26 protein-coding genes and 1 tRNA gene are annotated in these 23,582 nt (G+C 61.6%); 13 read left to right on the top strand and 14 right to left on the bottom strand.

Features of this window, described 5'->3' with window-relative positions; all coding sequences use genetic code 11:
• Positions 1-64: 64 nt before the first annotated feature.
• A complete protein-coding gene (gene trxA / locus AB7813_RS20695; RefSeq protein ID WP_068734104.1) occupies positions 65-385 on the top strand; it encodes a thioredoxin in 321 nt (106 codons plus the stop codon).
• Positions 386-627: 242 nt separating this feature from the next.
• Here trxA and AB7813_RS20690 read toward each other — a convergent pair whose 3' ends face one another.
• The 12 genes from AB7813_RS20690 to aroA form a co-directional block, all read right to left on the bottom strand.
• On the bottom strand, positions 628-1,368 hold the full coding sequence (locus AB7813_RS20690; protein ID WP_441228319.1) for a metallophosphoesterase family protein: 741 nt from the start codon (positions 1,366-1,368) through the stop codon (positions 628-630).
• A gap of 57 nt (positions 1,369-1,425) precedes the next feature.
• Complete coding sequence (locus AB7813_RS20685; RefSeq protein ID WP_441228318.1) at positions 1,426-2,757, bottom strand: bifunctional folylpolyglutamate synthase/dihydrofolate synthase; 1,332 nt, start codon at positions 2,755-2,757, stop codon at positions 1,426-1,428.
• The gene (gene accD / locus AB7813_RS20680; RefSeq protein WP_315840009.1) at positions 2,754-3,683 is read right to left on the bottom strand and encodes an acetyl-CoA carboxylase, carboxyltransferase subunit beta; all 930 of its coding nucleotides are present in this window, start codon (positions 3,681-3,683) and stop codon (positions 2,754-2,756) included. The genes AB7813_RS20685 and accD overlap by 4 nt, the downstream gene beginning before the upstream one ends.
• A 105-nt stretch (positions 3,684-3,788) precedes the next feature.
• The gene (trpA, locus tag AB7813_RS20675) at positions 3,789-4,625 is read right to left on the bottom strand and encodes a tryptophan synthase subunit alpha (protein WP_093757881.1); all 837 of its coding nucleotides are present in this window, start codon (positions 4,623-4,625) and stop codon (positions 3,789-3,791) included.
• On the bottom strand, positions 4,622-5,839 hold the full coding sequence (trpB, locus tag AB7813_RS20670) for a tryptophan synthase subunit beta (protein ID WP_093757880.1): 1,218 nt from the start codon (positions 5,837-5,839) through the stop codon (positions 4,622-4,624). Before trpB ends, trpA begins: the two co-directional genes overlap by 4 nt.
• Positions 5,839-6,495, bottom strand: coding sequence for a phosphoribosylanthranilate isomerase (locus AB7813_RS20665; RefSeq protein WP_441228317.1), 657 nt, complete (start codon positions 6,493-6,495; stop codon positions 5,839-5,841). The genes trpB and AB7813_RS20665 overlap by 1 nt, the downstream gene beginning before the upstream one ends.
• 57 nt (positions 6,496-6,552) lie before the next feature.
• A complete protein-coding gene (locus tag AB7813_RS20660; RefSeq protein ID WP_441228316.1) occupies positions 6,553-6,942 on the bottom strand; it encodes a LapA family protein in 390 nt (129 codons plus the stop codon).
• 87 nt (positions 6,943-7,029) lie between these two features.
• Positions 7,030-7,341, bottom strand: a complete 312-nt coding sequence (locus AB7813_RS20655; protein WP_089266402.1) for an integration host factor subunit beta — start codon at positions 7,339-7,341, stop codon at positions 7,030-7,032.
• 161 nt (positions 7,342-7,502) lie between these two features.
• Positions 7,503-8,483: a signal peptide peptidase SppA gene (gene sppA, locus AB7813_RS20650; RefSeq protein ID WP_120287731.1), complete on the bottom strand. Its 981-nt coding sequence runs from the start codon at positions 8,481-8,483 to the stop codon at positions 7,503-7,505.
• Between the two features lie 200 nt (positions 8,484-8,683).
• Positions 8,684-10,387, bottom strand: a complete 1,704-nt coding sequence (gene rpsA / locus AB7813_RS20645; protein WP_068730324.1) for a 30S ribosomal protein S1 — start codon at positions 10,385-10,387, stop codon at positions 8,684-8,686.
• A gap of 262 nt (positions 10,388-10,649) precedes the next feature.
• The gene (cmk, locus tag AB7813_RS20640) at positions 10,650-11,288 is read right to left on the bottom strand and encodes a (d)CMP kinase (RefSeq protein ID WP_439065469.1); all 639 of its coding nucleotides are present in this window, start codon (positions 11,286-11,288) and stop codon (positions 10,650-10,652) included.
• A gap of 110 nt (positions 11,289-11,398) precedes the next feature.
• Positions 11,399-12,748, bottom strand: coding sequence for a 3-phosphoshikimate 1-carboxyvinyltransferase (gene aroA, locus AB7813_RS20635; protein ID WP_441228315.1), 1,350 nt, complete (start codon positions 12,746-12,748; stop codon positions 11,399-11,401).
• 147 nt (positions 12,749-12,895) lie between these two features.
• Here aroA and AB7813_RS20630 point away from each other — a divergent pair, with 147 nt between their 5' ends.
• A complete protein-coding gene (locus AB7813_RS20630; protein ID WP_068730321.1) occupies positions 12,896-13,309 on the top strand; it encodes a TIGR02300 family protein in 414 nt (137 codons plus the stop codon).
• Positions 13,310-13,390: 81 nt separating this feature from the next.
• Positions 13,391-13,466 (top strand) — tRNA-Ala (locus tag AB7813_RS20625).
• Positions 13,467-13,535: 69 nt separating this feature from the next.
• On the opposite strand, the gene AB7813_RS20620 is transcribed toward AB7813_RS20625, so the two are convergent.
• Complete coding sequence (locus tag AB7813_RS20620; protein WP_231078586.1) at positions 13,536-13,994, bottom strand: MarR family winged helix-turn-helix transcriptional regulator; 459 nt, start codon at positions 13,992-13,994, stop codon at positions 13,536-13,538.
• A 161-nt stretch (positions 13,995-14,155) separates the two neighbouring features.
• On the opposite strand from AB7813_RS20620, the gene AB7813_RS20615 reads away from it, so the two are divergent.
• The 10 genes from AB7813_RS20615 (at position 14,156) to AB7813_RS20570 (ending at position 22,887) form a co-directional block, all read left to right on the top strand.
• Positions 14,156-14,581 carry an organic hydroperoxide resistance protein gene (locus AB7813_RS20615; protein ID WP_439065468.1) on the top strand — a complete coding sequence of 142 codons (426 nt, stop codon included), beginning with the start codon at positions 14,156-14,158 and terminating at the stop codon, positions 14,579-14,581.
• Between the two features lie 222 nt (positions 14,582-14,803).
• Positions 14,804-16,012, top strand: coding sequence for a CaiB/BaiF CoA transferase family protein (locus AB7813_RS20610; RefSeq protein WP_184512580.1), 1,209 nt, complete (start codon positions 14,804-14,806; stop codon positions 16,010-16,012).
• A gap of 167 nt (positions 16,013-16,179) precedes the next feature.
• On the top strand, positions 16,180-17,493 hold the full coding sequence (gene ugpB / locus AB7813_RS20605; protein WP_231078588.1) for a sn-glycerol-3-phosphate ABC transporter substrate-binding protein UgpB: 1,314 nt from the start codon (positions 16,180-16,182) through the stop codon (positions 17,491-17,493).
• Positions 17,494-17,598: 105 nt separating this feature from the next.
• On the top strand, positions 17,599-18,480 hold the full coding sequence (gene ugpA, locus AB7813_RS20600; protein ID WP_089266387.1) for a sn-glycerol-3-phosphate ABC transporter permease UgpA: 882 nt from the start codon (positions 17,599-17,601) through the stop codon (positions 18,478-18,480).
• Positions 18,480-19,328, top strand: coding sequence for a sn-glycerol-3-phosphate ABC transporter permease UgpE (gene ugpE / locus AB7813_RS20595; RefSeq protein WP_089266386.1), 849 nt, complete (start codon positions 18,480-18,482; stop codon positions 19,326-19,328). Before ugpA ends, ugpE begins: the two co-directional genes overlap by 1 nt.
• A 6-nt stretch (positions 19,329-19,334) precedes the next feature.
• A complete protein-coding gene (locus AB7813_RS20590; RefSeq protein WP_439065467.1) occupies positions 19,335-20,432 on the top strand; it encodes a sn-glycerol-3-phosphate import ATP-binding protein UgpC in 1,098 nt (365 codons plus the stop codon).
• A 158-nt stretch (positions 20,433-20,590) separates the two neighbouring features.
• A complete protein-coding gene (locus AB7813_RS20585) occupies positions 20,591-21,016 on the top strand; it encodes an Hsp20 family protein (RefSeq protein WP_068730313.1) in 426 nt (141 codons plus the stop codon).
• Positions 21,017-21,122: 106 nt separating this feature from the next.
• The gene (locus tag AB7813_RS20580) at positions 21,123-21,389 is read left to right on the top strand and encodes a DUF1150 family protein (RefSeq protein WP_089266380.1); all 267 of its coding nucleotides are present in this window, start codon (positions 21,123-21,125) and stop codon (positions 21,387-21,389) included.
• Between the two features lie 484 nt (positions 21,390-21,873).
• Entirely contained in the window at positions 21,874-22,332 is a 459-nt protein-coding gene (locus AB7813_RS20575; RefSeq protein WP_441228314.1) for a hypothetical protein, read from the top strand.
• 27 nt (positions 22,333-22,359) lie between these two features.
• The gene (locus AB7813_RS20570; RefSeq protein WP_439060289.1) at positions 22,360-22,887 is read left to right on the top strand and encodes a hypothetical protein; all 528 of its coding nucleotides are present in this window, start codon (positions 22,360-22,362) and stop codon (positions 22,885-22,887) included.
• 113 nt (positions 22,888-23,000) lie between these two features.
• On the opposite strand, the gene ptsN is transcribed toward AB7813_RS20570, so the two are convergent.
• Positions 23,001-23,462, bottom strand: coding sequence for a PTS IIA-like nitrogen regulatory protein PtsN (gene ptsN, locus AB7813_RS20565; RefSeq protein WP_089266376.1), 462 nt, complete (start codon positions 23,460-23,462; stop codon positions 23,001-23,003).
• Positions 23,463-23,582 lie beyond the last annotated feature (120 nt).

The following is a 23,582-nucleotide window of genomic DNA, read 5'->3' as shown; positions in this document are numbered from 1 at the left end:
ATGCATCATTCCAGCGCGCGAATCTTCCAGCGCGCCTTTCATTGAACAGGACGAGGATACGACCATGGCCGTTGGCAAGGTGACAGACGCCGATTTCGAAGCGGAAGTGCTCAAGGCGACCGGCCCGGTCGTGATCGATTTCTGGGCCGAGTGGTGCGGTCCCTGCCGCATGATCGCGCCGGCGCTCGACGAAATCTCCGCTGCCATGGGCGAAAAGGTCACCATCCTGAAGCTCAACGTCGACGAGAACCCGAAGACCGCATCGAAGTATGGCGTGATGTCGATCCCGACGCTGATGATCTTCAAGGGCGGCGAAATGGCCTCGCGCCAGGTCGGCGCCGCGCCGAAGGCAAAGCTGCAGCAGTGGATCAGCGCCGCGGTCTGATCGCGCGCTTTATTCGAGAATTTACGGCCGGTGATTTTCACCGGCCGTTTTTGTTTTGTGTACCTAACCTCGCCCCGCTTGCGGGGAGAGGTCGACTTTCACATGCGGAGCATGTGGAAGGCAGGTGAGGGGGAGCCAGTGTTTCACTCGCTGGCTCCCCCCCACCCGCCGCGGACTTCGTCCGCGCCACCCTCTCCCCGCAAGCGGGGCGAGGGAAGCGACGCCGACCGTTTTTCTTTACATCAGCGAATCCACCCGGTCGCCAGCGCGCTCGCCCATTCGGGTCGCTGGTTCTCCAACGCCAGTTCGGCCATCGCGGCGTGATCATACGGCACCTGACGGAACGTCACCTGCCATCGCTCGCCCGCCTTCTCGATAATTGCGTAGCAGGCATCCGGCGTGCCGACTTCCAGCGTGTGCGGATAGGGCGTGACGTCGCGATAGCCGGGGCCGCCGACGCTGCCGGGATTGACGATCATGCGACCGTCGCGAAGCCTGACGGCACGCGCGATGTGGGTGTGTGCGCAGAGAATCAGCGATTGCGTGATACCCTTCGCCTTCTCCTCGATGGCTTCGATCGCAGCCATATGCACGATGCCTTCGGGGGTCACCGCTTCCATCCAGTAGGTGTTGTCGTCATCGGGTGTCGCGTGAACGAGATAGACCTCGCCCTGATAAATCGTGCTGAAGGGCAGCGCGCGCAGCCAGTCCATCTGCTCTGGTTCTAGCTGGCTGTGGGCCAGCCGATCGGACGGCCACATGTCGTCAAGCTTGTAGTCGGTGATGTAACGATCATGATTGCCGCGGACATTGGTGGCATTGAGGCCCATCATGATGTCCACCGCACGGCGCGCATCGAGCGCACCGCTGGCCATATCACCAAGATTGACGATGTCGGTGATGCCTTGGGTACGGATATCGGCGACAACCGCCTCAAGGGCAAAGTGGTTGCCGTGAACATCGGCAATGGCAGCGAAGCGCATCGAACCTCCCTAAAATCAAGCAAAGATCAATCAGAGATCACTTGTATCGATGCCGTTCTATGCAGGGAGCGTGCCGTTCTCCGCAAGTACATGACCGGCCAGATAGAGCGAGCCTGCAATCAGGATCCGCGGAGGCACTTCATAGGCGAGCCGGGTGAGGGATTGCAGCGCATCGGCGACGCTCGGCGCTGTCTCGACGCGCATGCCGAGACTCCGCGCGGCGTCGGCCAACGCATCCGCTGCCATGACGCCGTCGCGGCCGGGGATTTTCACGGCGATGATATGGCGGGTCTGGCCGGCGAAATTCGCCAGAAAGCCCGTCGCATCCTTGTTGGCCATCATGCCGGCGATCACCACCAGCGGCCGCGGCACGCGCTCTTCGAGATCGCCGAGCGCGGCTGCAATGACGCGCCCGCCATCGGCATTGTGACCGCCGTCGAGCCAGACTTCGGAATCGGTGGGCGCCGCCGCGACGAGCTTGCCCGATGTCAGCCGCTGCATCCGCGCCGGCCATTCGGCGCGCGCGACACCGGTTTCATAGGCGGCAGGATCGATCTTGAAGATATCCAGCGCGCGCAATGTCGCAATCGCCAGACCCGCATTGCCGAACTGATGGCGTCCGAACAGCCGCGGCGCGGCAATATCCATCAACCCGCGATCATCCTGATACACGAGGCGGCCGCGCTCGATATTGACGTGCCATTCCTGCCCGGCGCTCACAAGCGGCGCATGCATCCTGCGCGCCTGCTGTTCGATCACATCAGTTACATCAGGCGCTTGCTCGGCCGTGATGACCGGCACGCGGCGCTTGATGATGCCGGCTTTCTCGGCGGCGATCTTCGCGAGCGTGTCGCCCAGAAAATCCGTGTGGTCGATGGCGATCGGGGTCAGCACGCAGGCGATAGGCGCTTCGATCACATTGGTCGCGTCGAGCCGCCCGCCGAGACCGACTTCGAGCAGCACGACGTCGGCGGGATGCTTCGCGAACAGATCGAACGCGACGGCGGTCTCGGCCTCGAACAACGTGATCGGCGCGCCAGCGTTAATCGACTCAACATGCGCGAACGCATCACGCAATGCGTCGTCGCTCACCAAGGTGCCGGCAAGGCGAATGCTCTCATTCATGCGGATGAGATGCGGCGAGGTGTAGACGTGGACGCGCAGGCCTGCGGCTTCACAGATCGCGCGCAGATAGGCGATGGTCGAGCCCTTGCCGTTGGTGCCGGCAACGTGAATCACCGGGGGCAGCTTGCGCTCGGGATTGCCGAGCTGCGCCATGAGCCGCCGCATGCGGTCCAGCGACAGATCTATGGCGTTCGGATGCAGCTTCGAGAGCCGCGCCAGAATCTCGCCGAGTTCGGGCGACGATGGCGGCGCGGAGGTGCTCACGCGTGTGCGGCCGGCACCGCGTCAGGAGCCACGAGGATCTCGGCCGGAATGCTCTCCGCGCGCGGCGGGCTCGCAATGGCCGGCGACTTCGTCAGCAGACGACAGAGGCGCGCCAGCGTCGGCTTCAGATCGTGGCGATGCACGACCATGTCGATCATGCCGTGGTCACGCAGATATTCGGCGCGCTGGAAACCTTCCGGCAGCTTTTCGCGAATGGTCTGTTCGATCACGCGCGCACCGGCAAAGCCGATCAGCGCGCCGGGCTCGGCGATCTGCACGTCGCCCAGCATCGCATAGGACGCAGTGACGCCGCCGGTGGTCGGGTTGGTGAGCACGACAATGTAAGGCAGCTTGGCCTCGCGCAGCATCTGCACGCCGACGGTGGTGCGCGGCAGCTGCATCAGCGACAGGATGCCCTCCTGCATCCGCGCGCCGCCGGAGGCGGCGAACACGATGAAGGGCGACTTCTTCTCGACGGCGAGCTCGAGCCCGCGCACCAGCGCCTCACCTGCAGCCATGCCGAGCGAGCCGCCCATGAAATCGAAATCCTGTACGGCAACGACGACGCCGGAGCCTTCCATCTTGCCGTAACCGACCTTGACCGAGTCGTTCATGCCGGTCTTGGTGCGCGCATCCTTGATGCGGTCGACATATTTGCGCTCGTCGCGAAACTTCAGCGGATCGGCGATCACTTCGGGCAGCGCGACGTCGTACCAGGTCTCGTTGTCGAAGATCGACTTCATGCGGGCGGTGGCGCCCATGCGCATGTGATAGTTCGAGCCGGGAATGACGAACTGGTTGCTCTCGACGTCCTTGTAGAACACGAGCTGTCCGGTATCCGGGCACTTGATCCAGAGGTTCTCGGGCGTATCGCGCTTGAGGATGCTGCGGATCTTGGGCCGGACGACGTTGGTGAGCCAGTTCATATGTGTCTCCGCGTCGCTGAGATGATGCGTCGCTCTGATATCTATATGGCGGCCGGAACGGAGCCCGGCAACCATTGTTCCCGGTTGATGGAGGCCAATTGTGGCTTATTCTGCAGCCTGTTTGGCCCCATGAACGCCCTGGGCGAGGGCCGCAGCCAGATCGGCGACCGCGCTGACAGTCCTGACCGTGGCCTTGCCATCGGCATCCAGCGAGCCTTTCAGCGCATCGATCAGCGCCGTTCCGACCACCGCGCCGTTGGCATGCCGCGCGATGTCATGCGCCGCTTCCGGCGTCCGGATGCCGAAACCGACACAGACCGGCAGCTTGGTATGGCGCTTGATCCGTGCCACGGCCGCGCTCACGGCGGATGAATCCGCGCTGGCGGACCCGGTGATGCCGGTGACCGAGACGTAATAGACGAAGCCCGAGGTGTTCGCGAGCACCGCCGGGAGGCGCTTGTCATCGGTGGTCGGCGTGGCCAGACGGATGAAATTCAATCCGGCTTTGATTGCCGGCAGGCAGAGCTCTGCGTCTTCTTCCGGTGGCAAATCGACGATGATCAGACCATCGACGCCCGCGGCCTTGGCGTCAGGCAGGAATTTATCGACGCCGTAAATATAGATCGGATTGTAGTAGCCCATCAGGACGATGGGCGTTTTGTTGTCGGAGCTGCGGAAGTCGCGCACGAGCTGCAGCGTCTTGCGCAGCGTCATGCCGGCCTGCAGCGCGCGCAGGCCCGCGGCCTGGATCGACGGGCCGTCGGCCATCGGATCGGTGAAGGGCATGCCGATCTCGATGATATCGGCACCGGCTTTCGGCAGCGCCTTGACGATCTCGAGCGCGGTGGCGGGATCGGGATCGCCGGCCATCACGAAGGTGACGAATGCCGCGCGGCCTTCGGCCTTGAGTTCGGCGAAACGGGTATCGATGCGGGTGGTCACGACTGCCTGCCCTTCAGGATATCGCCGACCTGCGGGACGTCCTTGTCGCCGCGGCCGGAGAGGTTGACGACCATCAGGTGATCCTTCGGCAGCGTTGGCGCGAGTTCGCTCACCTTCGCGAGGGCATGCGCCGGCTCCAGTGCCGGGATGATGCCTTCGAGTTTCGACAGCAACTGAAATGCGGTGAGCGCTTCTTCATCCGTCGCCGACAGATACTTCACGCGGCCGATCGTATGCAGCCACGAATGTTCGGGGCCGATGCCAGGATAATCGAGGCCCGCGGAGATCGAATGGCCTTCCTGGATCTGGCCGTCTTCATCCATCAAGAGATAGGTACGGTTGCCATGCAGCACGCCGGGACGGCCGCCAGCAATCGATGCGGCGTGCAGGTTGGTGAGCCCGTGGCCCGCCGCTTCGACGCCGTAGATATCAACCGATGGATCGTCGAGAAACGGATGGAAGAGCCCCATCGCATTGGAGCCGCCGCCTATGCAGGCGATCAGCGAATCCGGCAGGCGACCTTCGATCTCCTGCATCTGCACACGAGTTTCCTCGCCGATGATCGACTGGAAGTCGCGCACCATCATCGGATACGGATGCGGGCCGGCGACGGTGCCGATGCAATAGAACGTGTTATGCACATTGGTGACCCAGTCGCGTAGCGCCTCGTTCATCGCATCCTTCAGCGTGCGCGCACCAACCTGCACCGGCACCACCTTGGCGCCGAGCATTTCCATGCGGATCACATTGGGCTGCTGACGCGCGACGTCCACGGCACCCATATAGACGATGCATTCGAGACCGAAGCGGGCGCAGAGCGTCGCCGTCGCCACGCCATGCTGGCCGGCGCCGGTCTCGGCAATGATGCGCTTCTTGCCCATGCGGCGCGCGACCATGATCTGGCCGAGCACGTTGTTCACCTTGTGCGAGCCGGTATGATTCAGCTCCTCGCGCTTCAGATAGATTTTTGCGCCGCCGAGATGCTCGGTGAGACGTTCCGCGAAATAGAGCGGCGACGGGCGGCCGACATAGGCCTTGAGATAACCATCCATCTCCTTGCGGAAGGCGGGATCGGCTTTGGCGTCCTCATAGGCCTTCTGCAGATCGAGAATCAGCGGCATCAGCGTCTCGGCGACAAAGCGGCCGCCGAAAATGCCGAAGTGACCGGTGTCGTCGGGACCGGACCGATAGGAATTGGGAATGGCTTGAGTCATCAGGTCGTCAACTCTTCCGTTGTGCGCGCCGCGCGGATGAAAGCGCGGATCATGTCGGGATCCTTGATGCCCGGCGCGCTTTCCACGCCGGACGAAATATCGACACCGCCTGCCCGCGTGATGCGCAGGGCCTCGGCGACATTGGCGGCAGTGAGGCCGCCCGATACCATGAAGGGCAGCTTCAGATCGAGGCCTTCGAGCAGATGCCAGTCGAAGACCGCGCCGAGACCACCCGGACGCGTTGCATCCTTCGGCGCCTTGGCATCGAACAGGATGCGATCGCAGACCGCGGCATAGCCGGGCAATGCAGCGAGATCGGCCCGGGTCTCGACAGCGAGCGCTTTCATCACAGGAAGGCCGAACTTCTGTTTGATATCGCGCACCCGCGCCACACTCTCCTTGCCATGGAGCTGCAGGATATCGGGCTTCAAGGCATCGATACTGTTTTCAAGATCCGCGTCATCGGCATCGACCGACAGTGCGACCTTCACGGCACGGCCCTTCGCCTGCCTGCCCAAAGCCCGCGCAACGTCGAGCGTGACGTGACGCGGCGACGGCGGAAAGAACACGAAGCCGACCATATCCGCGCCGCCGACCAGAGCCGCATCGAGCGTCTCGGGAGTGGACAGGCCGCAAATTTTGACGATCAGAGACATGCTTCAAATGGCCGCTGGCAATACCGGGAATGGCAGGAAAAGCCTATGCGCGGGGTTCTACAACGTCGCGCCGGACTTGTCTCGCTCACCGACCATATAGGAGGAACCCGGCGCCGGAAGCCGCTGCACACCGTTCCGTGACGTGGTCGCGGTATGGGCGCGCAGATCGGCCAGTTCTGCACGGGCCCGCCTGATATCGGCCTCATGCTGACGTGCTGCGCGGCGCCAGTGCCCTTGCCTGAACCAGGTCGCCATTCCCCCTGCGATGACGCCTAGGATGGCCGACAGGATGATCACAACGAATAGCGGCAACGTGGCACCGACCGCGGGATCGCTGCTGTTGAACGGATCGAAGGAGACCGTGACCATATGACGGTTGGCGACGGCGAACACGACGAAGACGATCGCGAGGGGGATGATCACCAGGGCTGAGAAGAATTTGCGCATCAACGTCTCTCGCGAAGGCGATGCGGGCGCGCATGCCGCTAATTGGCTCAGACCTGTCGGCCCGAATGCGCGCTACCTCAAAGTTCTTTATGACGCCGCGCTGGCTTCCGGCGCACCATTCTCACGGTTGAGCCGCTCGCGCATTTCCTTGCCGGTCTTGAAGAACGGAACACTCTTCTGGTCTACCGGAACATGCTCGCCAGTCCGCGGATTGCGACCTGCTCGGGCGGGGCGATGCTTCACCGAGAATGCACCGAAGCCGCGGAGTTCGACACGGTCACCGCGTGCCAGTGCAGCCACGATCTCATCGAGAATCGCATTCACGATGTTCTCAACATCCCGCTGGTAGAGGTGCGGGTTATGCTCAGCGATGCGTTGAACGAGTTCGGATTTGATCATCGAGACGTTGGACTCTGAACGGGAGGATGCATTTCCGTGAAAATGCCTTGAACTGTCAAGACGCTAAATGAATTCGGGCACCTTCGAAAATGCGTGACAAATGCCCGAAACCGTTGTTGCAGCCTTCCTTGCAGTGCGGAAAGAACAGGACGAGCAGTTCCCTAGTTGGTGGTGGCCGGCCGCCACAGCGCCAGCATGCCATCGAGACCGAAACCGTCCATGGCCTGCGCGAGGCCCGCCTGCTCGACCTGCCGCGCGATCGCGTTGAGACCCACTGCATCGAGTGTGATCGTCGCAGCAGCGCGCAGGAAGGTGAAATCGCTGAATTTAGGCGTCAGCTTGAAGTCGCGAACCGGCAGATCGCTCTTGATCTTCTTCTCGGCTACCAGCCACGCCACGGCGGCTTTCTCGTCGCCAAGCTGATCAATCAGCTTGAGGTCCACGGCCTGGCGCCCCGTAAAAACACGGCCATCGGCGACTTTCTGTAGTTGCGCGTCATCCATGGCGCGGCGGCTCTGCACAAGCCCACGGAACCAGCCATAGGAGTCCTTCACCAGCGATTCCAGCGCTGCCCGCGCCTCCGGGCTGGTCGGCTCGAAACCATTGGGCGCCGCCTTCAGGGGCGAGGATTTGACCTGCTCGACCTCGACACCGACGGTCTTCATCAACCCCGTGAAATTGGGAAACTGGAACAGAACACCGATGGAGCCGACCAGCGAGCTCTGCTGCGCAACGATATGGTCGGATGCGAGTGCCGCGATGTAGCCGCCCGATGCGGCCAGGCCCTCGACGACAACGACCATCGGTTTCTTGGCCTTGAGGCGCATCAGCGCGTCATAGAGCTGCTCGGAGCCAGCCGTGGTGCCGCCCGGCGAATTGATATGTACCACCACCGCTGCCGCGGATGACTTCTCCAGCCGCTCCAGCGCCTCGACGCGATCATTGTTGCTCTGGATCAGGCCCTCGATCTTGATGCGCGCGATCGCCCCCGACGACGACAGCGCCTCGGACCCCGACCGTGTCACGACGACGCCGACGACGACCACAGCAGCGACCGCGGCCAGCACCGCTGCCACGCGCCAGAACGTCAGCTTGCGACGTATCCTGCGGCGATCGACGATCACATCGGAATCAAGCGACATCGGAAATCTCCTAAGCCCTCGGCGAGGGCTGCGTCTGGCGGATGCTGCATCTGTCGTCCGGGCAGCGTTTACTTGAGGTATCTCAAATACATCAATTGCGAGGCAATATGAAGAAAACATGGTCGAAACAGCAAAAAGGGCCCCGGTGAAACCGGGGCCCCAATTGGTAGCAACAAGTGAGTCGAAACTTACTTGCGCGCTTACTTGTCGGTGCTCTGCTTGAGCGCCTTGCCGAGAATGTCGCCGAGGGTCGCGCCCGAATCCGACGATCCGTACTGCGCGATGGCTTCCTTCTCTTCTGCCACTTCGAGAGCCTTGATCGACACCTGGACCTTGCGGGCCTTCTTGTCGAACTGGATCACGCGGGCATCGACCTTCTCGCCGACGGCGAAACGCTCAGCGCGCTGATCCGAACGCTCACGCGCCAGTTCCGAACGCTTGATGAAGGTCGTGAAGTCGGTGCCGGCGATCTGAACGTCGATGCCGGATTCCTTCACTTCGATCACTTCGCAAGTCACGACAGCGCCCTTCTTGACGTCGCCCGGCTCTGCGAAGGGGTCGCCTTCGAGCTGCTTGACGCCGAGCGAGATGCGCTCCTTCTCGACATCCACGTCGAGGACGATGGCCTTGACCATGTCGCCCTTCTTGAAGTTGTCGATGACCTGCTCGCCCGGCTGCTTCCAGTCGAGGTCGGAGAGATGGACCATGCCGTCCACGTCGCCTTCGAGACCCAGGAACAGACCGAACTCGGTCTTGTTCTTGACTTCGCCTTCGACGGTCGAGCCGACCGGGAACTTCTCGACGAACACTTCCCATGGATTGCGCATGGTCTGCTTGAGACCGAGCGAAATGCGGCGCTTGACGCTGTCGACTTCGAGAACCTGCACTTCGACTTCCTGCGAGGTCGAAACGATCTTGCCGGGGTGCATGTTCTTCTTGGTCCACGACATCTCCGACACGTGGATCAGGCCTTCGATGCCCGGCTCCAGTTCGACGAATGCGCCGTAGTCGGTGATGTTGGTGACGCGACCCGAGAAGCGTGCGTTCAGCGGGTACTTCGCCTCGATGCCCTGCCACGGATCGTCGAGCAGCTGCTTCATGCCGAGCGAGATACGGTGGGTCTCGTGGTTGATCTTGATGATCTTGACCTTGACCGTCTGACCGATGGTGAGCACTTCGGTAGGATGGTTGACGCGGCGCCACGCGATATCGGTGACGTGCAGCAGGCCGTCGATACCGCCGAGGTCAACGAACGCACCGTAATCGGTGATGTTCTTGACGACGCCATCGATGACCTGACCCTCTTCGAGGTTCTGGACCAGTTCCTGACGCTGTTCGGCGCGGGTCTCTTCGAGAACCGTGCGACGCGACACGACGATGTTGCCGCGGCGGCGATCCATCTTGAGGATCTGGAACGGCTGCGAGTTGTTCATCAGCGGGGCGACGTCGCGGATCGGACGAATGTCCACCTGCGAACGCGGCAGGAAGGCCACTGCGCCGTCGAGATCGACGGTGAAGCCACCCTTGACCTGGTTGAAGATGACGCCGTGAACCTTCTCGTTGTTGTTGAAGGCCTTCTCGAGCTTGCCCCAGCTCTCTTCGCGGCGGGCCTTGTCGCGCGACAGAACGGCTTCGCCCAGTGCGTTTTCGATCCGGTCGAGGAACACTTCGACTTCGTCGCCGACCTTGAGTTCGCTGTCACGGCCGGGACCGGCGAATTCGCGCAGTGCCACACGGCCTTCAGTCTTCAGGCCGACGTCGATGACGGCCATGTCCTTTTCAATCGCAACCACGATGCCCTTGATAACAGAGCTTTCCTGAAGGTTGCCGCCCGCGAAGGACTCGTCGAGCATTGCCGCGAAATCATCGCGGGAAGGATTATACGAAGAAGCAGTCGAAGCCATTTGTTCTCCAGATGCGGGTATCGCCGGCCGTTCGGGTTAATGGGCGTCTCAAATGTGAAGTGTCAGGGGTCCGCAACCTCTAACGACCGCCTTGCAGGAGGATGCAAGAACGGGCCGGCAGCATGCCTTCACGATCGAAACGTGGGTAGGGTCTTGATGGTGTCCGGAGCCTGAAGCGCGTATCGCAGCTCGAGATCGGGAGCGGGCTTTCCTCCAATGACGGCAACGGTTTTGTCTGAGGTCTTTCAGAAAGAAAGAAAAATCAGACCCGTTGCCGGCCCGCTCGGACGGCCTCGACAATGTCGATGGCGGCCCGGACGCCGCCTTCTATATCCAAATTGGAGTTATCCAGCAAGTATGCATCCGTGGCCGGCTTCAGAGGCGCAATCAGGCGGTTCTGGTCGCGTTCGTCGCGCCTGATGATATCCGCCAGCACGGCGGCCTCATCGGCCACCTCGCCCCGTCCGAGAGCCTCCAGGGTGCGCCGGCGGGCGCGGACCCTGGCATCGGCGACGACGAAGATCTTCACGTCGGCATGGGGGCAGATCACGGTTCCAATGTCCCGGCCGTCGAGCACCGCACCCGGCGGATCCTCGGCAAAACGCCGCTGGAAGTTCAAAAGGACCTCCCGCACCCGCGGGATGGCCGAGACCACAGAGGCCGCATCACCGACTTCCTGGGTCTTCAGCGCCGGATTGCCGAATTTCTCGGGATCGAGCTCACTGGCGACAGCCACGGCCTGCGCCTCATCGGTCAGGTCCGCGCCAAGATCGAGCATCGCCTTGGCGACCGCGCGATAGATCACGCCGGTATCGAGGTGCCGGTAACCGTAATGGTGCGCAAGCCGTTTGCCCAGCGTGCCTTTTCCGGATGCGGCGGGACCGTCGATAGCAATAATCATGCGTTGCGCGTGCTCGTCTTGTCACGATGAATGGCGGTGGATCGGGAGTCAGGCTCGCGCGACCTGCGCGGGCTTAGCACCCGTCTCCGGAAATATCCACGCCGGCAACCTCAGGAGAAATCAGCACCCAGCCGACGCATCATCGGGATGAAATCGGGGAAGCTGGTGGCGATGAATGTCGTGTCGTCGATGGTCACCGGTCTGTCGGAAGCGAGGCCCATGGCCAGCGCCGACATGGCGATGCGGTGATCCATATGGGTGGCGACGAGGCCGCCACCGGCAACACGGCCGTTGCCGTGCACGATGAGGTCATCGCCGACGATTTCGACATTGACGCCGTTGACCCGCAGCATCGCCGCGGTGGCTTCCAGACGGTCGGATTCCTTCACGCGCAGCTCCTGCAGCCCGCGCATGATGGTCGTGCCTTCGGCAAACGCCGCAGCCACGGCCAGCACCAGATATTCATCGATCATCGACGGCGCGCGCTCCGGCGGCACTTCGACGCCGTGCAGCTTCGACGCAGTGATCCGGAACTGCGCCATCGGTTCGCCGGCATCGCCGCGGATATCGCTTTCCTCGATGGATGCGCCCATCTCGCGCAACGTCGTGAACAGCCCGGTGCGCAGCGGATTGGTCATCACATCGGTGAGCACGATCTCGGAGCCCGGCACGATCAATGCCGCAACCATCGGGAATGCTGCGGAGGACGGATCTGCCGGCACCACGACATCGGCACCCTTCAATTCGGGCTGACCGGTGAGCGTGATCTTGCGGCCGTGCGCGCCTTCTTTTTCGGAAGTAATCTCGGCGCCAAAATGCTTGAGCATCAGCTCGGTGTGATCCCGGCTGGCCTCGGTCTCGATGACCGTGGTGGTGCCAGGGGCCGACAGGCCGGCCAGCAGCACGGCCGACTTGATCTGGGCGGAGGCTACCTGGGTACGATAGACGATCGGCAGCGGATCACGCGCGCCTTTGAGCGTCAGCGGTAGACGCCCGCCGTCCTGGCTCGCGGTGACTTTGGCGCCCATCAATTCCAGCGGATCAACGATCCGGCGCATCGGCCGGCTGCGCAGCGACGCATCGCCATCGAATGTCGCCTCGATCGGGCAGCCTGCGACAGCCCCCATCACCAGCCGGCACCCGGTACCCGAATTGCCAAAATCCAGCGGCGCCTTGGGCGCGGCGAAGCCGGCAACGCCGACGCCGTTGACCTTCCACGCAAAATCGCCGGTTCGTTCGACGCTGGCGCCCAGCGCCTGCATCGATTTGGCGGTATTCAGGACGTCCTCACCCTCCAGCAGCCCCGTGATTCGGGTCTCGCCGACCGCCAGGGCACCCAGAATGAGGGCCCGGTGCGAGATCGACTTGTCACCGGGCACGCGGGCGCTACCGCGCAGGGCGCCGGATTTTCGCGCTGTCAGCGGGGTCGGCTGGGCGGCGGCTGTGTCTGATTGGGTCAAGATTGTGTTCCTTCGCGCAGGCGGCTCGTAGCATATGAGCCACGCTGCGTCACGCAGCGGTCATTCTCACGCAAACCGCTATTGACAGGGGCGCGTCAACTAGCCAAGTGAAGCACCGTTTTTCAAAAAATCCCCAGGACCCTTCACGTGGCCAAATCCGATCTCGGAACCAAACGCATTTGCCCCACGACGGGCAAGAAGTTCTACGACCTCAACAAGAGCCCGGTGATTTCGCCTTATACGGGCGAGGTTGTGCCGATTGCGCCGATTGCGCCGCCGCGGACCCGCGCGGATGCAGCCGCACGCGCAGCTGCAGCATCTGCCGCCGCGGAAACTCCGGAAGCCGCCGAGAGCGAAGAATTGGTCTCGCTGGAGGAAGCCGACGCCGAGGAGAATACCGGCAAGAAGGCTGCCGTGCTGGAATCCGAGGACGATATCGAAGTCGATGACACCATCGATGACGATGAAGACGATGATTCGACCTTCATTGCCGACGAAGAAGAAGGCGATGAGGACGTGACCGACATCATCGGCGACGTCTCAGGCGACGAAGAAAGTTAAGCTCAGAAGAGACTTGAGATCACTCCTGATATGTGATCTTGGTTTGCCGCGCGACGCCCCACCCAGTGCGTCGCAGGTATTGGGGCCATAGCTCAGCTGGGAGAGCGCTTGCATGGCATGCAAGAGGTCGGCGGTTCGATCCCGCCTGGCTCCACCATCCTTCGCTCGCTTCGCGAGCTTCGGCTCGGCAAGCCGCACCAACCCATTCTCGTAGAGATTGACCGCGCTAATCCCCGAGCGCTGCGTTCAGCCGATCACGTAGCGCCACGAGTTCATTTTTCATCGCGGCCATTTCACCGACCGTGCAGGCTGACGCCGCGAGAATTCCCTGCGGCACGGCCTTGGCTTTTTCACGCAGCGCCTGACCTTGCGCCGTCAATGCGATCAGCATCTGCCGCTCGTCCTCTGCGCTGCGGGTGCGCTTGATCAGGCCAGCGGCTTCCAGGCGCTTCAACAGCGGCGTCAGCGTGCCGGAATCGAGAAACAGTCGCTCGCCGATGTCCTTGACCGGCACATTGTCGTGCTCCCACAGCACCAGCATCGCCAGATATTGCGGATAGGTCAGCTTCAGCCGCTCCAGCAGCGGCTTGTAGACGCGGTTGAACGCGTGGCCGGTCGAATAGACGGCAAAGCAGAGCTGGTTATCGAGCTGCAGCAGCGGAACAGGTGCGGGTTTCTTGGCCATGATTATCTCCGGAGCTTATTTGGCCACAGCTGACGCCAGACCCCAACCCCTTCACGATCAGTTGAGCACAATTCGATTGCGTCGCGCATTTTATGTATTGTGCACAATCTAATTGTGCGCAATTATAACGGGACAAGACACAAACAACGAGGAGACCAACCATGTCTGTCAACGTGCTCTACAAGACCAGCGCCAAGGCAACCGGCGGCCGCGATGGCCACGCCGCTACGCTTGATGGCGCGCTCGACGTCAAACTCACCACGCCGAAGGAACTCGGCGGCGCAGGCGGCGCCGGCAATAATCCCGAGCAGCTGTTCGCGGCCGGCTATGCTGCCTGTTTCATCGGCGCGATGAAGTTCGTGGGCTCGCAGGGCGGCCCGAAGGTACCCGCCGATGTGACGGTCACTTCCACCGTGGGCATCGGCCCGCGTTCGGCCGGTGGTTTCGGCCTCGATGTCGAACTCGCGGTCTCCTTGCCGGGCCTGCCGCGCGCGGAAGCCGAAGCGCTGGTCGAGAAAGCGCATCAGGTCTGCCCGTATTCCAACGCCACACGCGGCAATATCGACGTCCGCACCGTGATCGTCTGAGTCACAGCGGCGCAAACGAATTAACTCTCGATACGAACGGGCTCGGCCATCGGCCGAGCCCGTTCGCGTTCGTCTGGCGGTTGCGCCATACCCTCGCTCTGGCCATAGCCGCTGCCCGGACAAGGCCATTGCTGACCAGCCGGAAGCCCGCTAGCTCTGACAGCCCTTACATGCTCTCTGGCATAAAAATATCCCAACGACACTTGAGAGAAGGCTGATTGAATGAGCTTGCCCATAGCTCCCGGCGCGATTGCCGGCCTGCGCGTGATCGATCTGTCGCGCGTTCTTGGCGGACCCTATTGCACCCAGATCCTGGCCGACCACGGCGCTGACGTCGTCAAGGTCGAGCCGCCGGCCGGCGACGAGACTCGCGACTGGGGCCCCCCCTTCCACGACGACGACGCGGCCTATTTCATCGGCACCAACCGCAACAAGCGCTCGATCGGTCTCGACCTCGCCTCCGAGGGTGGTCGTACAGTGCTGATGCGGATGCTCGAAAACGCCGACGTGATGATCGAAAACTTCAAGCCCGGCACGCTCGACAAATGGGGCATCGGCAACGATTTCCTGCGCGAGAAATTCCCGCAGCTGATCCATTGCCGCATCTCCGGCTTCGGCGGCGATGGCCCGCATGGCGGCCACCCCGGCTATGACGCGATCATCCAGTCGATGGTCGGCCTGATGGCATCGACCGGCTCACAGGAAAGCGGCCCGACCCGCATCGGCGTCGCGCTTGTCGACATGGCGACCGGTCTCTATGCCTGCGTCGGCATCCTGATGGCGCTCGCCGAGCGCGCCAAATCGGGTCTCGGTCAATTCGTCGAGGCGACATTGTACGAAACCGGTCTCGCGATCATGCACCCGCATACCGCGAACTATTTCTACAACGGTGGCAAGCCGCCGGCACTGACCGGCAACGAGCATCCGAACCTGGTGCCCTATGCCGTGTTCGCTGCTCGCGACGGCAACATCTTCATGGGCGTCGGCAATGACGGCACCTTCCGCAAGCTGTGCCGCGAACTTGGCAAGCCGGAACTCGGCACGGACGTGCGCTTCGCACGCAACCGTGACCGCGTACAGAATCGCGATGCGCTGCGGGCCGAACTGGAAGCGATCCTGAAGGATCACGACAGCGCGCCGCTGTGCGAGCGTCTGCTTGGCGCCGGCCTCCCCGCCGGTCCGGTACAGTCGATCGACAAGGCGCTCGCCAATGCCCACACGAAGCATCGCGGCGATATCATCGAGAAGGACTGGTACAAGGGCGTCGCCTCGCCGGTCCGCTTCGACCGCACCAAAGCGAGCCTGCGCCACGTGCCGCCGAAGTTCAACGAGCACTTCAACGAGATCCTCACCGAGTTCGGCTACTCCGGTGATGAGATCAAGGAGCTGGTCGCCAAAGGAACCGTGAGCGGCTCCGAGCGCAAGCGATAAGAACAACACGGGGCTGCGCGATCCGCAGCCCCGTTCGTCTTCGACTTTTTGCGGCTTCCCAACGCCGCCATTTCCCGCCTAGCATCCGCGCTGTCAAAATGTCGCATGTACGTCATCCGGCGCAGCTTTGTTGCAGCGAGACGATGACGGCTAACGGGAGAAACTGGATGATCCGCCCCCAATTCGCACTCGCCACTCTGTTCGCATGCACGCTGGCGCTCGCTTCGCCCGCGCAAGCGGTGACCGAGATCCAGTGGTGGCACGCGATGACCGGCGGCAACAACGACATCGTCAACAAGCTCGCGGCTGACTTCAATGCCAGCCAACCGGACTACAAGGTGGTCCCGACCTTCAAGGGCAGCTATCCCGACACCATGAATGCCGGCATCGCAGCATTCCGCGCCGGCACCGCACCGCACATCCTACAGGTCTTCGAGGTCGGTACCGCGACCATGATGAGCGCCAAGGGCGCCGTCAAACCTGTCTACCAGCTGATGAAGGATGCGGGCGAGCCGTTCGATCCAAACAACTATCTGCCCGCGATCACCGGTTACTACTCGACATCGAAGGGCGAGATGCTGTCGTTTCCCTTCAACTCATCGTCGATGGTGATGTGGGTCAATCTGGATGCGCTGAAGAAGGCCAATATTGCCGAAATTCCCAAGACCTGGCCCGAAGTGTTCGAGGGCGCCAAGAAGCTCAAGGCGGCCGGCTATGCGACCTGCGGTTTCTCCAATGCCTGGGCGACCTGGGCCAATATCGAGCAGTTCTCGGCATGGCACAACGTGCCGATCGGTACCAAGGCGAATGGACTCGACGGCTTCGACACCGAACTGAAATTCAACTCGCCACTGCATGTCAAACATCTGCAGACGCTGATCGAATTGCAGAAGGACAAGACCTACGATTATTCCGGTCGCGCCAATGCCAGCGAGAGTCGCTTCGGCTCCGGCGAATGCCCGCTCTTCATGACCTCGTCCGGCTATTATGCGACAGCGAAGGGTACCGCCAAATTCGCCTTTACCTCGGTGCCGATGCCTTACTACCCCGAAGCTGCCGGCGCGCCGCAGAACTCGATCATCGGCGGCGCTTCGCTATGGGTGATGGGCGGCAAGAAGCCTGAGGAAAACAAGGGCATCGCAAAATTCTTCAGCTTCCTGTCCGACACAGATCGGCAGGCCAAGCTGCATCAGGAGTCCGGTTATCTGCCGATCACCAAGGCCGCTTATGAAAAGACCAAGGCCGACGGCTTCTATGACAAGAACCCGATCCTGCAGACCCCGCTGAAGGAGCTGACCAACAAGGAGCCGACCGAAAATTCGCGCGGCCTGCGGTTCGGCAACATGGTGCAGTTGCGAGACATCTGGTCCGAAGAGATCGAGGCTGCGCTGGGTGGCCAGAAGACGGCACAACAGGCACTCGACACCGCCGTGAGCCGTGGCAACGCCATGTTGCGGACCTTCGAAAAGACTGCGAAGTAGTATTCAAGCGGACGCTGTCGTTGCCCGGCCTCGCGCGCAATTGCGCGCTTGGACGGGCGATGACATGAGCAGAATGAGGCTGCTTTCTGGGGCACGACGAACTGCATGGAAAAGTCCGCGGTCTTCAAGGGTAAGCTGCTGCCATATTTGTTGCTCGTGCCGCAGCTGGTCATCACCCTGGTGTTTTTCTACTGGCCGGCCAGCCAGGCTGTCTGGCAATCGTTTTTACGCGAGGACGCGTTCGGCCTGAACTCGGAATTCATCGGGCTGGAGAACTATCAGGCGCTACTGGCCCAGCCGGAATACTACAAGGCAATGGCGACGACCGTGGTGTTCTCGTCGCTGGTCGCGGCGCTCTCGCTGTCGATCGCATTGTTGTTCGCCACCCAGGCCGACAAGAATCTGAAAGCGGCACCGACCTTCAAGGTCATGATGATCTGGCCCTATGCGGTGGCGCCGGCCGTCGCTGGCGTGCTGTGGCTGTTCATCTTCCATCCCTCCCTCGGCACCATGGCACGACCGCTGCGCATGATGGGCTTCAACTGGAATCCGATGTTGAACGGCAACCACGCCATGGCGCTCGTCGTCATGGCCGCGGTGTGGAAGCAGATCGCCTATAATTTCCTGTTCTTCCTGGCCGGCCTGCAGGCGATCCCGCGCAGCGTACTCGAGGCCGGGGCGATTGATGGCGCCGGGCCGTATCGGAGATTCTGGACGATCACGTTCCCGTTGCTGTCGCCGACCACGTTCTTCCTGCTGGTCGTCAACGTCGTCTACGTCTTCTTCGACACTTTCGGCATCATCGACGCGGTCACCGGCGGCGGGCCGGCCGGGGCGACGACCACCATGGTCTACAAGGTCTATGCCGACGGCAGGCTCGGCGGCGACCTCGGCGGATCGGCAGCGCAGTCGGTGATCCTGATGGTGATCGTGATCGCGCTCACGGCGATCCAGTTTCGCTACGTCGAGCGCAAGGTGCAATACTGATGGTCGAGCACCGCCGCTGGAACGACATCCTCGCTTACGCGATCCTGACTTTCGGCGTGTTCATCGTCGTCTTCCCGGTCTATGTCGCGCTGATCGCCTCGACCCATGACGCAGCAACGGTGGTCAACGGCAACATGCCGATGCTGCCGGGCAGTCATACGCTGGAGAACTACTACCGGGCGATCTTCGTCGGCGGATCGCGCGCCAGCCGCGAGCCGGTCGGCCATATGCTGATGAACTCGTTCGTCATGGCAATGGGCATCGCGCTCGGCAAGATCGTGATCTCGATCCTCTCCGCCTATGCCGTGGTGTATTTCCGTTTTCCGTTCCGCCAGACGGCGTTCTGGATCATCTTCGTGACGCTGATGCTGCCGGTCGAGGTCCGTATCTATCCGACCTACAAGGTGATCGCCGATCTGAAGATGCTCGACACCTATGCCGGTCTGATCCTACCGCTGATCGCATCGGCCACCGGCACGCTGCTGTTTCGCCAGTTCTTCATGACCATCCCCGATGAACTGCTCGAAGCCTCGCGCATCGACGGCGCCGGCCCCTTTCGCTTTTTCAAGGATACGTTGCTGCCGCTGTCGGTCACCACAATGGCAGCGCTGTTCGTGATCCAGTTCATCTATGGCTGGAACCAGTATCTGTGGCCGCTGCTGATCACGACGCAGGAATCCATGCAGACCATCGTCACCGGCATCAAGAAGATGCTGACGACGACGGATGAACTCGCCGAATGGCAGCTCGCGATGGCGACGGCGATTCTTGCGATGGTGCCTCCTGTCGCCGTGGTGGTGTTCATGCAGCGGCTGTTCGTGCGCGGCCTGGTCGAGACGGAGAAGTAAATTCAGATGGCCAATGTTTCGCTGCGCAACGTCCGTAAGACCTATCCCGGCGGCTTCGAGGCCATCAAAGGCATCGAGTTCGAAATCGGCGACGGCCAGTTCTGTGTGCTCGTCGGGCCAAGCGGCTGCGGCAAGTCGACCTTGCTGCGCATGGTTGCCGGCCTTGAGACCGTCACCTCCGGCGAGGTCGATATTGGCGGCCGTGTCGTCAACGAGATCGAGCCGGCCGATCGCGACATCGCCATGGTGTTCCAGAACTACGCGCTCTATCCGCATATGAGCGTCTATAACAACATGGCTTACGGCCTGCGCAACAGGGGCATGCCGAAGCCCGAGATCGATACGCGCGTACGCGAAGCCGCTCAGACACTCGAACTCGCCGGCATGCTCGATCGCAAGCCCAGACAATTGTCCGGCGGCCAGCGCCAGCGCGTCGCCATGGGGCGCGCCATCGTCCGCCAGCCGAAAGTGTTCCTGTTCGACGAACCACTGTCCAATCTCGATGCCAAGCTGCGCGTCGCCATGCGTGTCGAAATCCGCAAGCTGCAACGTCGCCTCAAGACAACGTCGATCTACGTCACCCACGATCAGTTGGAGGCGATGACGCTGGCGGATATTCTGGTGGTGATGAATGGTGGCCAGGTCGAGCAGATCGGCAGTCCGCTCGATATCTACCGCAAGCCGGCGACCACTTTCGTCGCCTCCTTCATCGGCGCGCCACCGATGAACCTGATCAAGCTGGGCGGCAATGAGATCCGTGCGCAGTTCGCCGGCGACAGCCGCAGCGCCGCCGACGCCGGTATCCTGGGCGTCCGGCCGGAAGACCTTACGATTTCCGGCGCGGCCGCAACTGACGGCGGCATCACGCTGAACCTGACGGTCGAGGCCATCGAACGGGTCGGCGCGGAAACCTTCGTCTATGGCACCCGTGCGCGGGCCGAGAAGGCCGTCAGCGCCACTCCGGGCGAGCTGCCCGAGGGCGAGGTCATCGTGCGTATCCCCGGCCAGGATGCCCCGGCCATCGGTGCTTCGATCCGCGCCACGGCTCCCCGCGACAAACTGCACCTGTTCAGCGTCGATGGCCGCAATCGGATCGATATCTGATCGGTTTCAAGGCCTTAGTAACGGTTTCCCGGCAATTTAGAGGTGCTTGAACCGGGCTTTGGCATGCCCATATTGTGGATTGACCGGTTGGCAGAGTGCCGATTGGCCAGGGGTGCCGTAAGGGCCCCTCAAAGTCGCTTCGAGAGGGCTTTGTAGGTATGTCTCGTGTTCCTTCGTTATCTAGTCCGTTCCTTTTGGGATTCGACGAGATTGAGCGTGCGCTCGATCGCGTCGTCAAAGGTGCCGACGGTTATCCTCCTTACAACATCGAGCGGTGCGACCGTAACAACGGTCAACCCGAACGCCTGCGGATCACGCTGGCGGTCGCAGGTTTCACCCGCGATCAGCTCGATGTGACCACCGAGGAAAACCAGCTCGTGATCCGGGGCCGCCAGCAGGACGACAAGACCCGGCAATACATCCATCGCGGCATCGCCGCGCGCCACTTCCAGCGCACCTTCGTGCTGGCAGAGGGGATGCTTGTGCTGGGTGCGGATCTGAAGAACGGGCTGTTGTCAATTGATCTGGCCAGGCCTGAGCCTGAAAGGGTCATTAAGACAATCGCTATCAATGAACACGAATAATGCATGATGCGACAAACTGGTTTCCGGTTTTCGATCAGGTCATGCATCTTGAGTATGGAACGAGTAGCGGACTCGACCGCTTGATCTCATAGAAGGAGTCGAGACGATGACTGAAGTTGTTACGATCAATGAAAATGCCGCCGTCACCACCGAAGCATTGGCGCATCTGGGCGAAGGTATGATCGCCTATGTGAAGCCGGTTCGCTCGGAAGACGTGCCGGGACTGTTCCCGCAGGCGCCGGAGATTGCGCCCGGATTGCAGCTGTTCGCGCTGCACGCCGCCGACGGCACGCCGATCATGCTCACCGACAGCCGTGAAGCGGCGATCGCGAATGCATGGAGCCAGGAATTGCAGACCGTCAGCGTTCACTAACGCGAACTGGCCAGCATGCAGACGTCAGGATACGCGGTGACAGCCGCGTATCCCAATGTCGAGTATCCCAGCGTCCAAACGACGATCATCACGCGCAGGCGCTCGGCTTGCATGACACGGTATCTATTTAACCCGTCGTCAATATCGTGAGCACATCATCGGACGCAATCGATCCGCACGCGACCTCATCCGCTGCGCCATTTGAAAAACTGATCCCCCTATCAATCGCAATCTGGATATCCGACGCGATGGCATCATTGCACCTGATCTTTGCTGCCGTTTCACAGAAGAAAATGGTGACCACGCATTCACCATGACTTGAGAAAATCTGGTCATGTTGAGATTCGAGGTCGCCATGAATGGATCGACACAAACCCAGATAGTTCAAGTCGAAGACTTGCTACGGAGCTTCGGTGCAACGATCACCGCTCCGAAATCAGAGGCAGTTTCCCGGACCGGCTCCTGGGATTTTGATAGTCGGCCGGTGATCGCAGCCTGTTTCGCGATCCTCGTCTTTGCACCGGGCTGCGCAGCTGCCACCGTATTCTTGATGCGCGCCGACGGCACCGTCCCTCCCATCATCGCACCCGACAGCAGCCCGCCTTTCGTGACCAAGTCAGACCGCTTGCCGCTCGGGCAATGGAGTATCGAGGCCGTTCAGAGCCTCGGCACTCTAAATAACGCGCGCCTTGCGACGGCTGCTGCACTCGCAGATCCCATATTTCTCTCACCAATCCTGATCCGCGGCAGCCTCGAGGACGGCACGCTCACGACCTTCGCCGAGCCCGCGGCCATGCCTGGGCCGACCATGCTGCTGTCAAAGCTGCGGGTGAAGCGTGACGTCCGGCGCTCCAAGTCACCCAAACTCGTCGCCGAAATCACTCACCCTGAGCCGCCACAACCAACCTTCTTCGAAAAGCTGTTCGGACGACGTTTCAACTAGCTCAGTCACTCACAAGCGAGGAACACAATGCAAAACACTGCCGCGATGAACTCGGACGTCAAAGCTCTCCTCACTTTGCTGTTGCTGAAGACCGGCACCGGTTCGCCGGAGATTCACAATGCTCTGCAGCTTGCTGCCGCATCGCGGGTAATGATGGCGGAAGAATATGCCAATCCGATGCGCATGCAGGGCATAGAAACTTCAGGCAGCAACGTCGCCAAGCTTCGTCCCGTAACCGCCGTCAACGTTCCTGAAACGTCAGCGGCCGTGCGACGCATGAAGCAGAGCGCAGACGCGATGAATTCCGACGTCAAGGCGCTGCTGACGTTGCTGCTGCTCAAGAGCGGCGCGGATTCCAACGAGATCCAGACCGCACTGCGGATGGCAGCATCATCGCGCGCAGTTGCTGCAGCGGATGAAGCAGAATCGATCCGTGCCGAAACGCAGGCCGAAGCTGCCTCTGCAGCCATGAACGAGCTCGCATCGATCACCGCGCGGCAGGCGGTGCGCAACGAGTCGCTCGCTCCAATCTCGGCCAAGGAGTTCGCGGCGTAAACTGGCAAGGCCAACCAGCCTTCCATCTCCGCGCAAGCAGGGATCTGGTTCGGAATAGGAGAATCGCCCGGTCCAACCGGGCGATTCCAGCGTAAGCTGCGGGGGTAAGATAGTTAGGCGGCTGTCGCTGGCGGCAAAGCGAGCACCGAATAGATCGCCTGAGCGTCACGGGAGGCACGCAGCTTTTTGGCGACGTCCTGATCGCGCAGCAGACGTGCGATCCGTGCCAGCGCCTTCAGATGATCGGCGCCCGCACCTTCCGGCGCCAGCAACAGAAACACCAGATCGACCGGCTGGCCGTCCATAGCCTCGAAATCGATCGGACGATCGAGGCGCGCAAACAGGCCGAACAGCTTGTCGAGCTTCGGCAACTTGCCATGCGGAATGGCAACGCCATAGCCCACGGCCGTCGTACCGAGCTTCTCACGCTGCAACAGCACCTCGAAAATGGCGCGGTCGTTCTGACCGGTGAGCGCGGAAGCGCGCGCAGCGAGCTCCTGCAGCGCCTGCTTCTTGCTGTTGACCTTCAACGCCGGGATTATCGCCTCGGGCGCGACCAGATCGGTAATCGTCATTGACCGTTCCGAGGATGTTTGACCGTCAGCGGGTAGTTAGAACCAAAACCGGCAGCGTCAAGAAAGACTGGAAAGGGACATCGTTCCCTGTGATGGAAAACGCGCCGGGCGCGAACGCCC

The organism is Tardiphaga sp. 20_F10_N6_6, from assembly GCF_052076045.1.
GTDB lineage: Bacteria > Pseudomonadota > Alphaproteobacteria > Rhizobiales > Xanthobacteraceae > Tardiphaga > Tardiphaga robiniae.
This window is presented reverse-complemented; position numbering and strand designations above follow the sequence as displayed.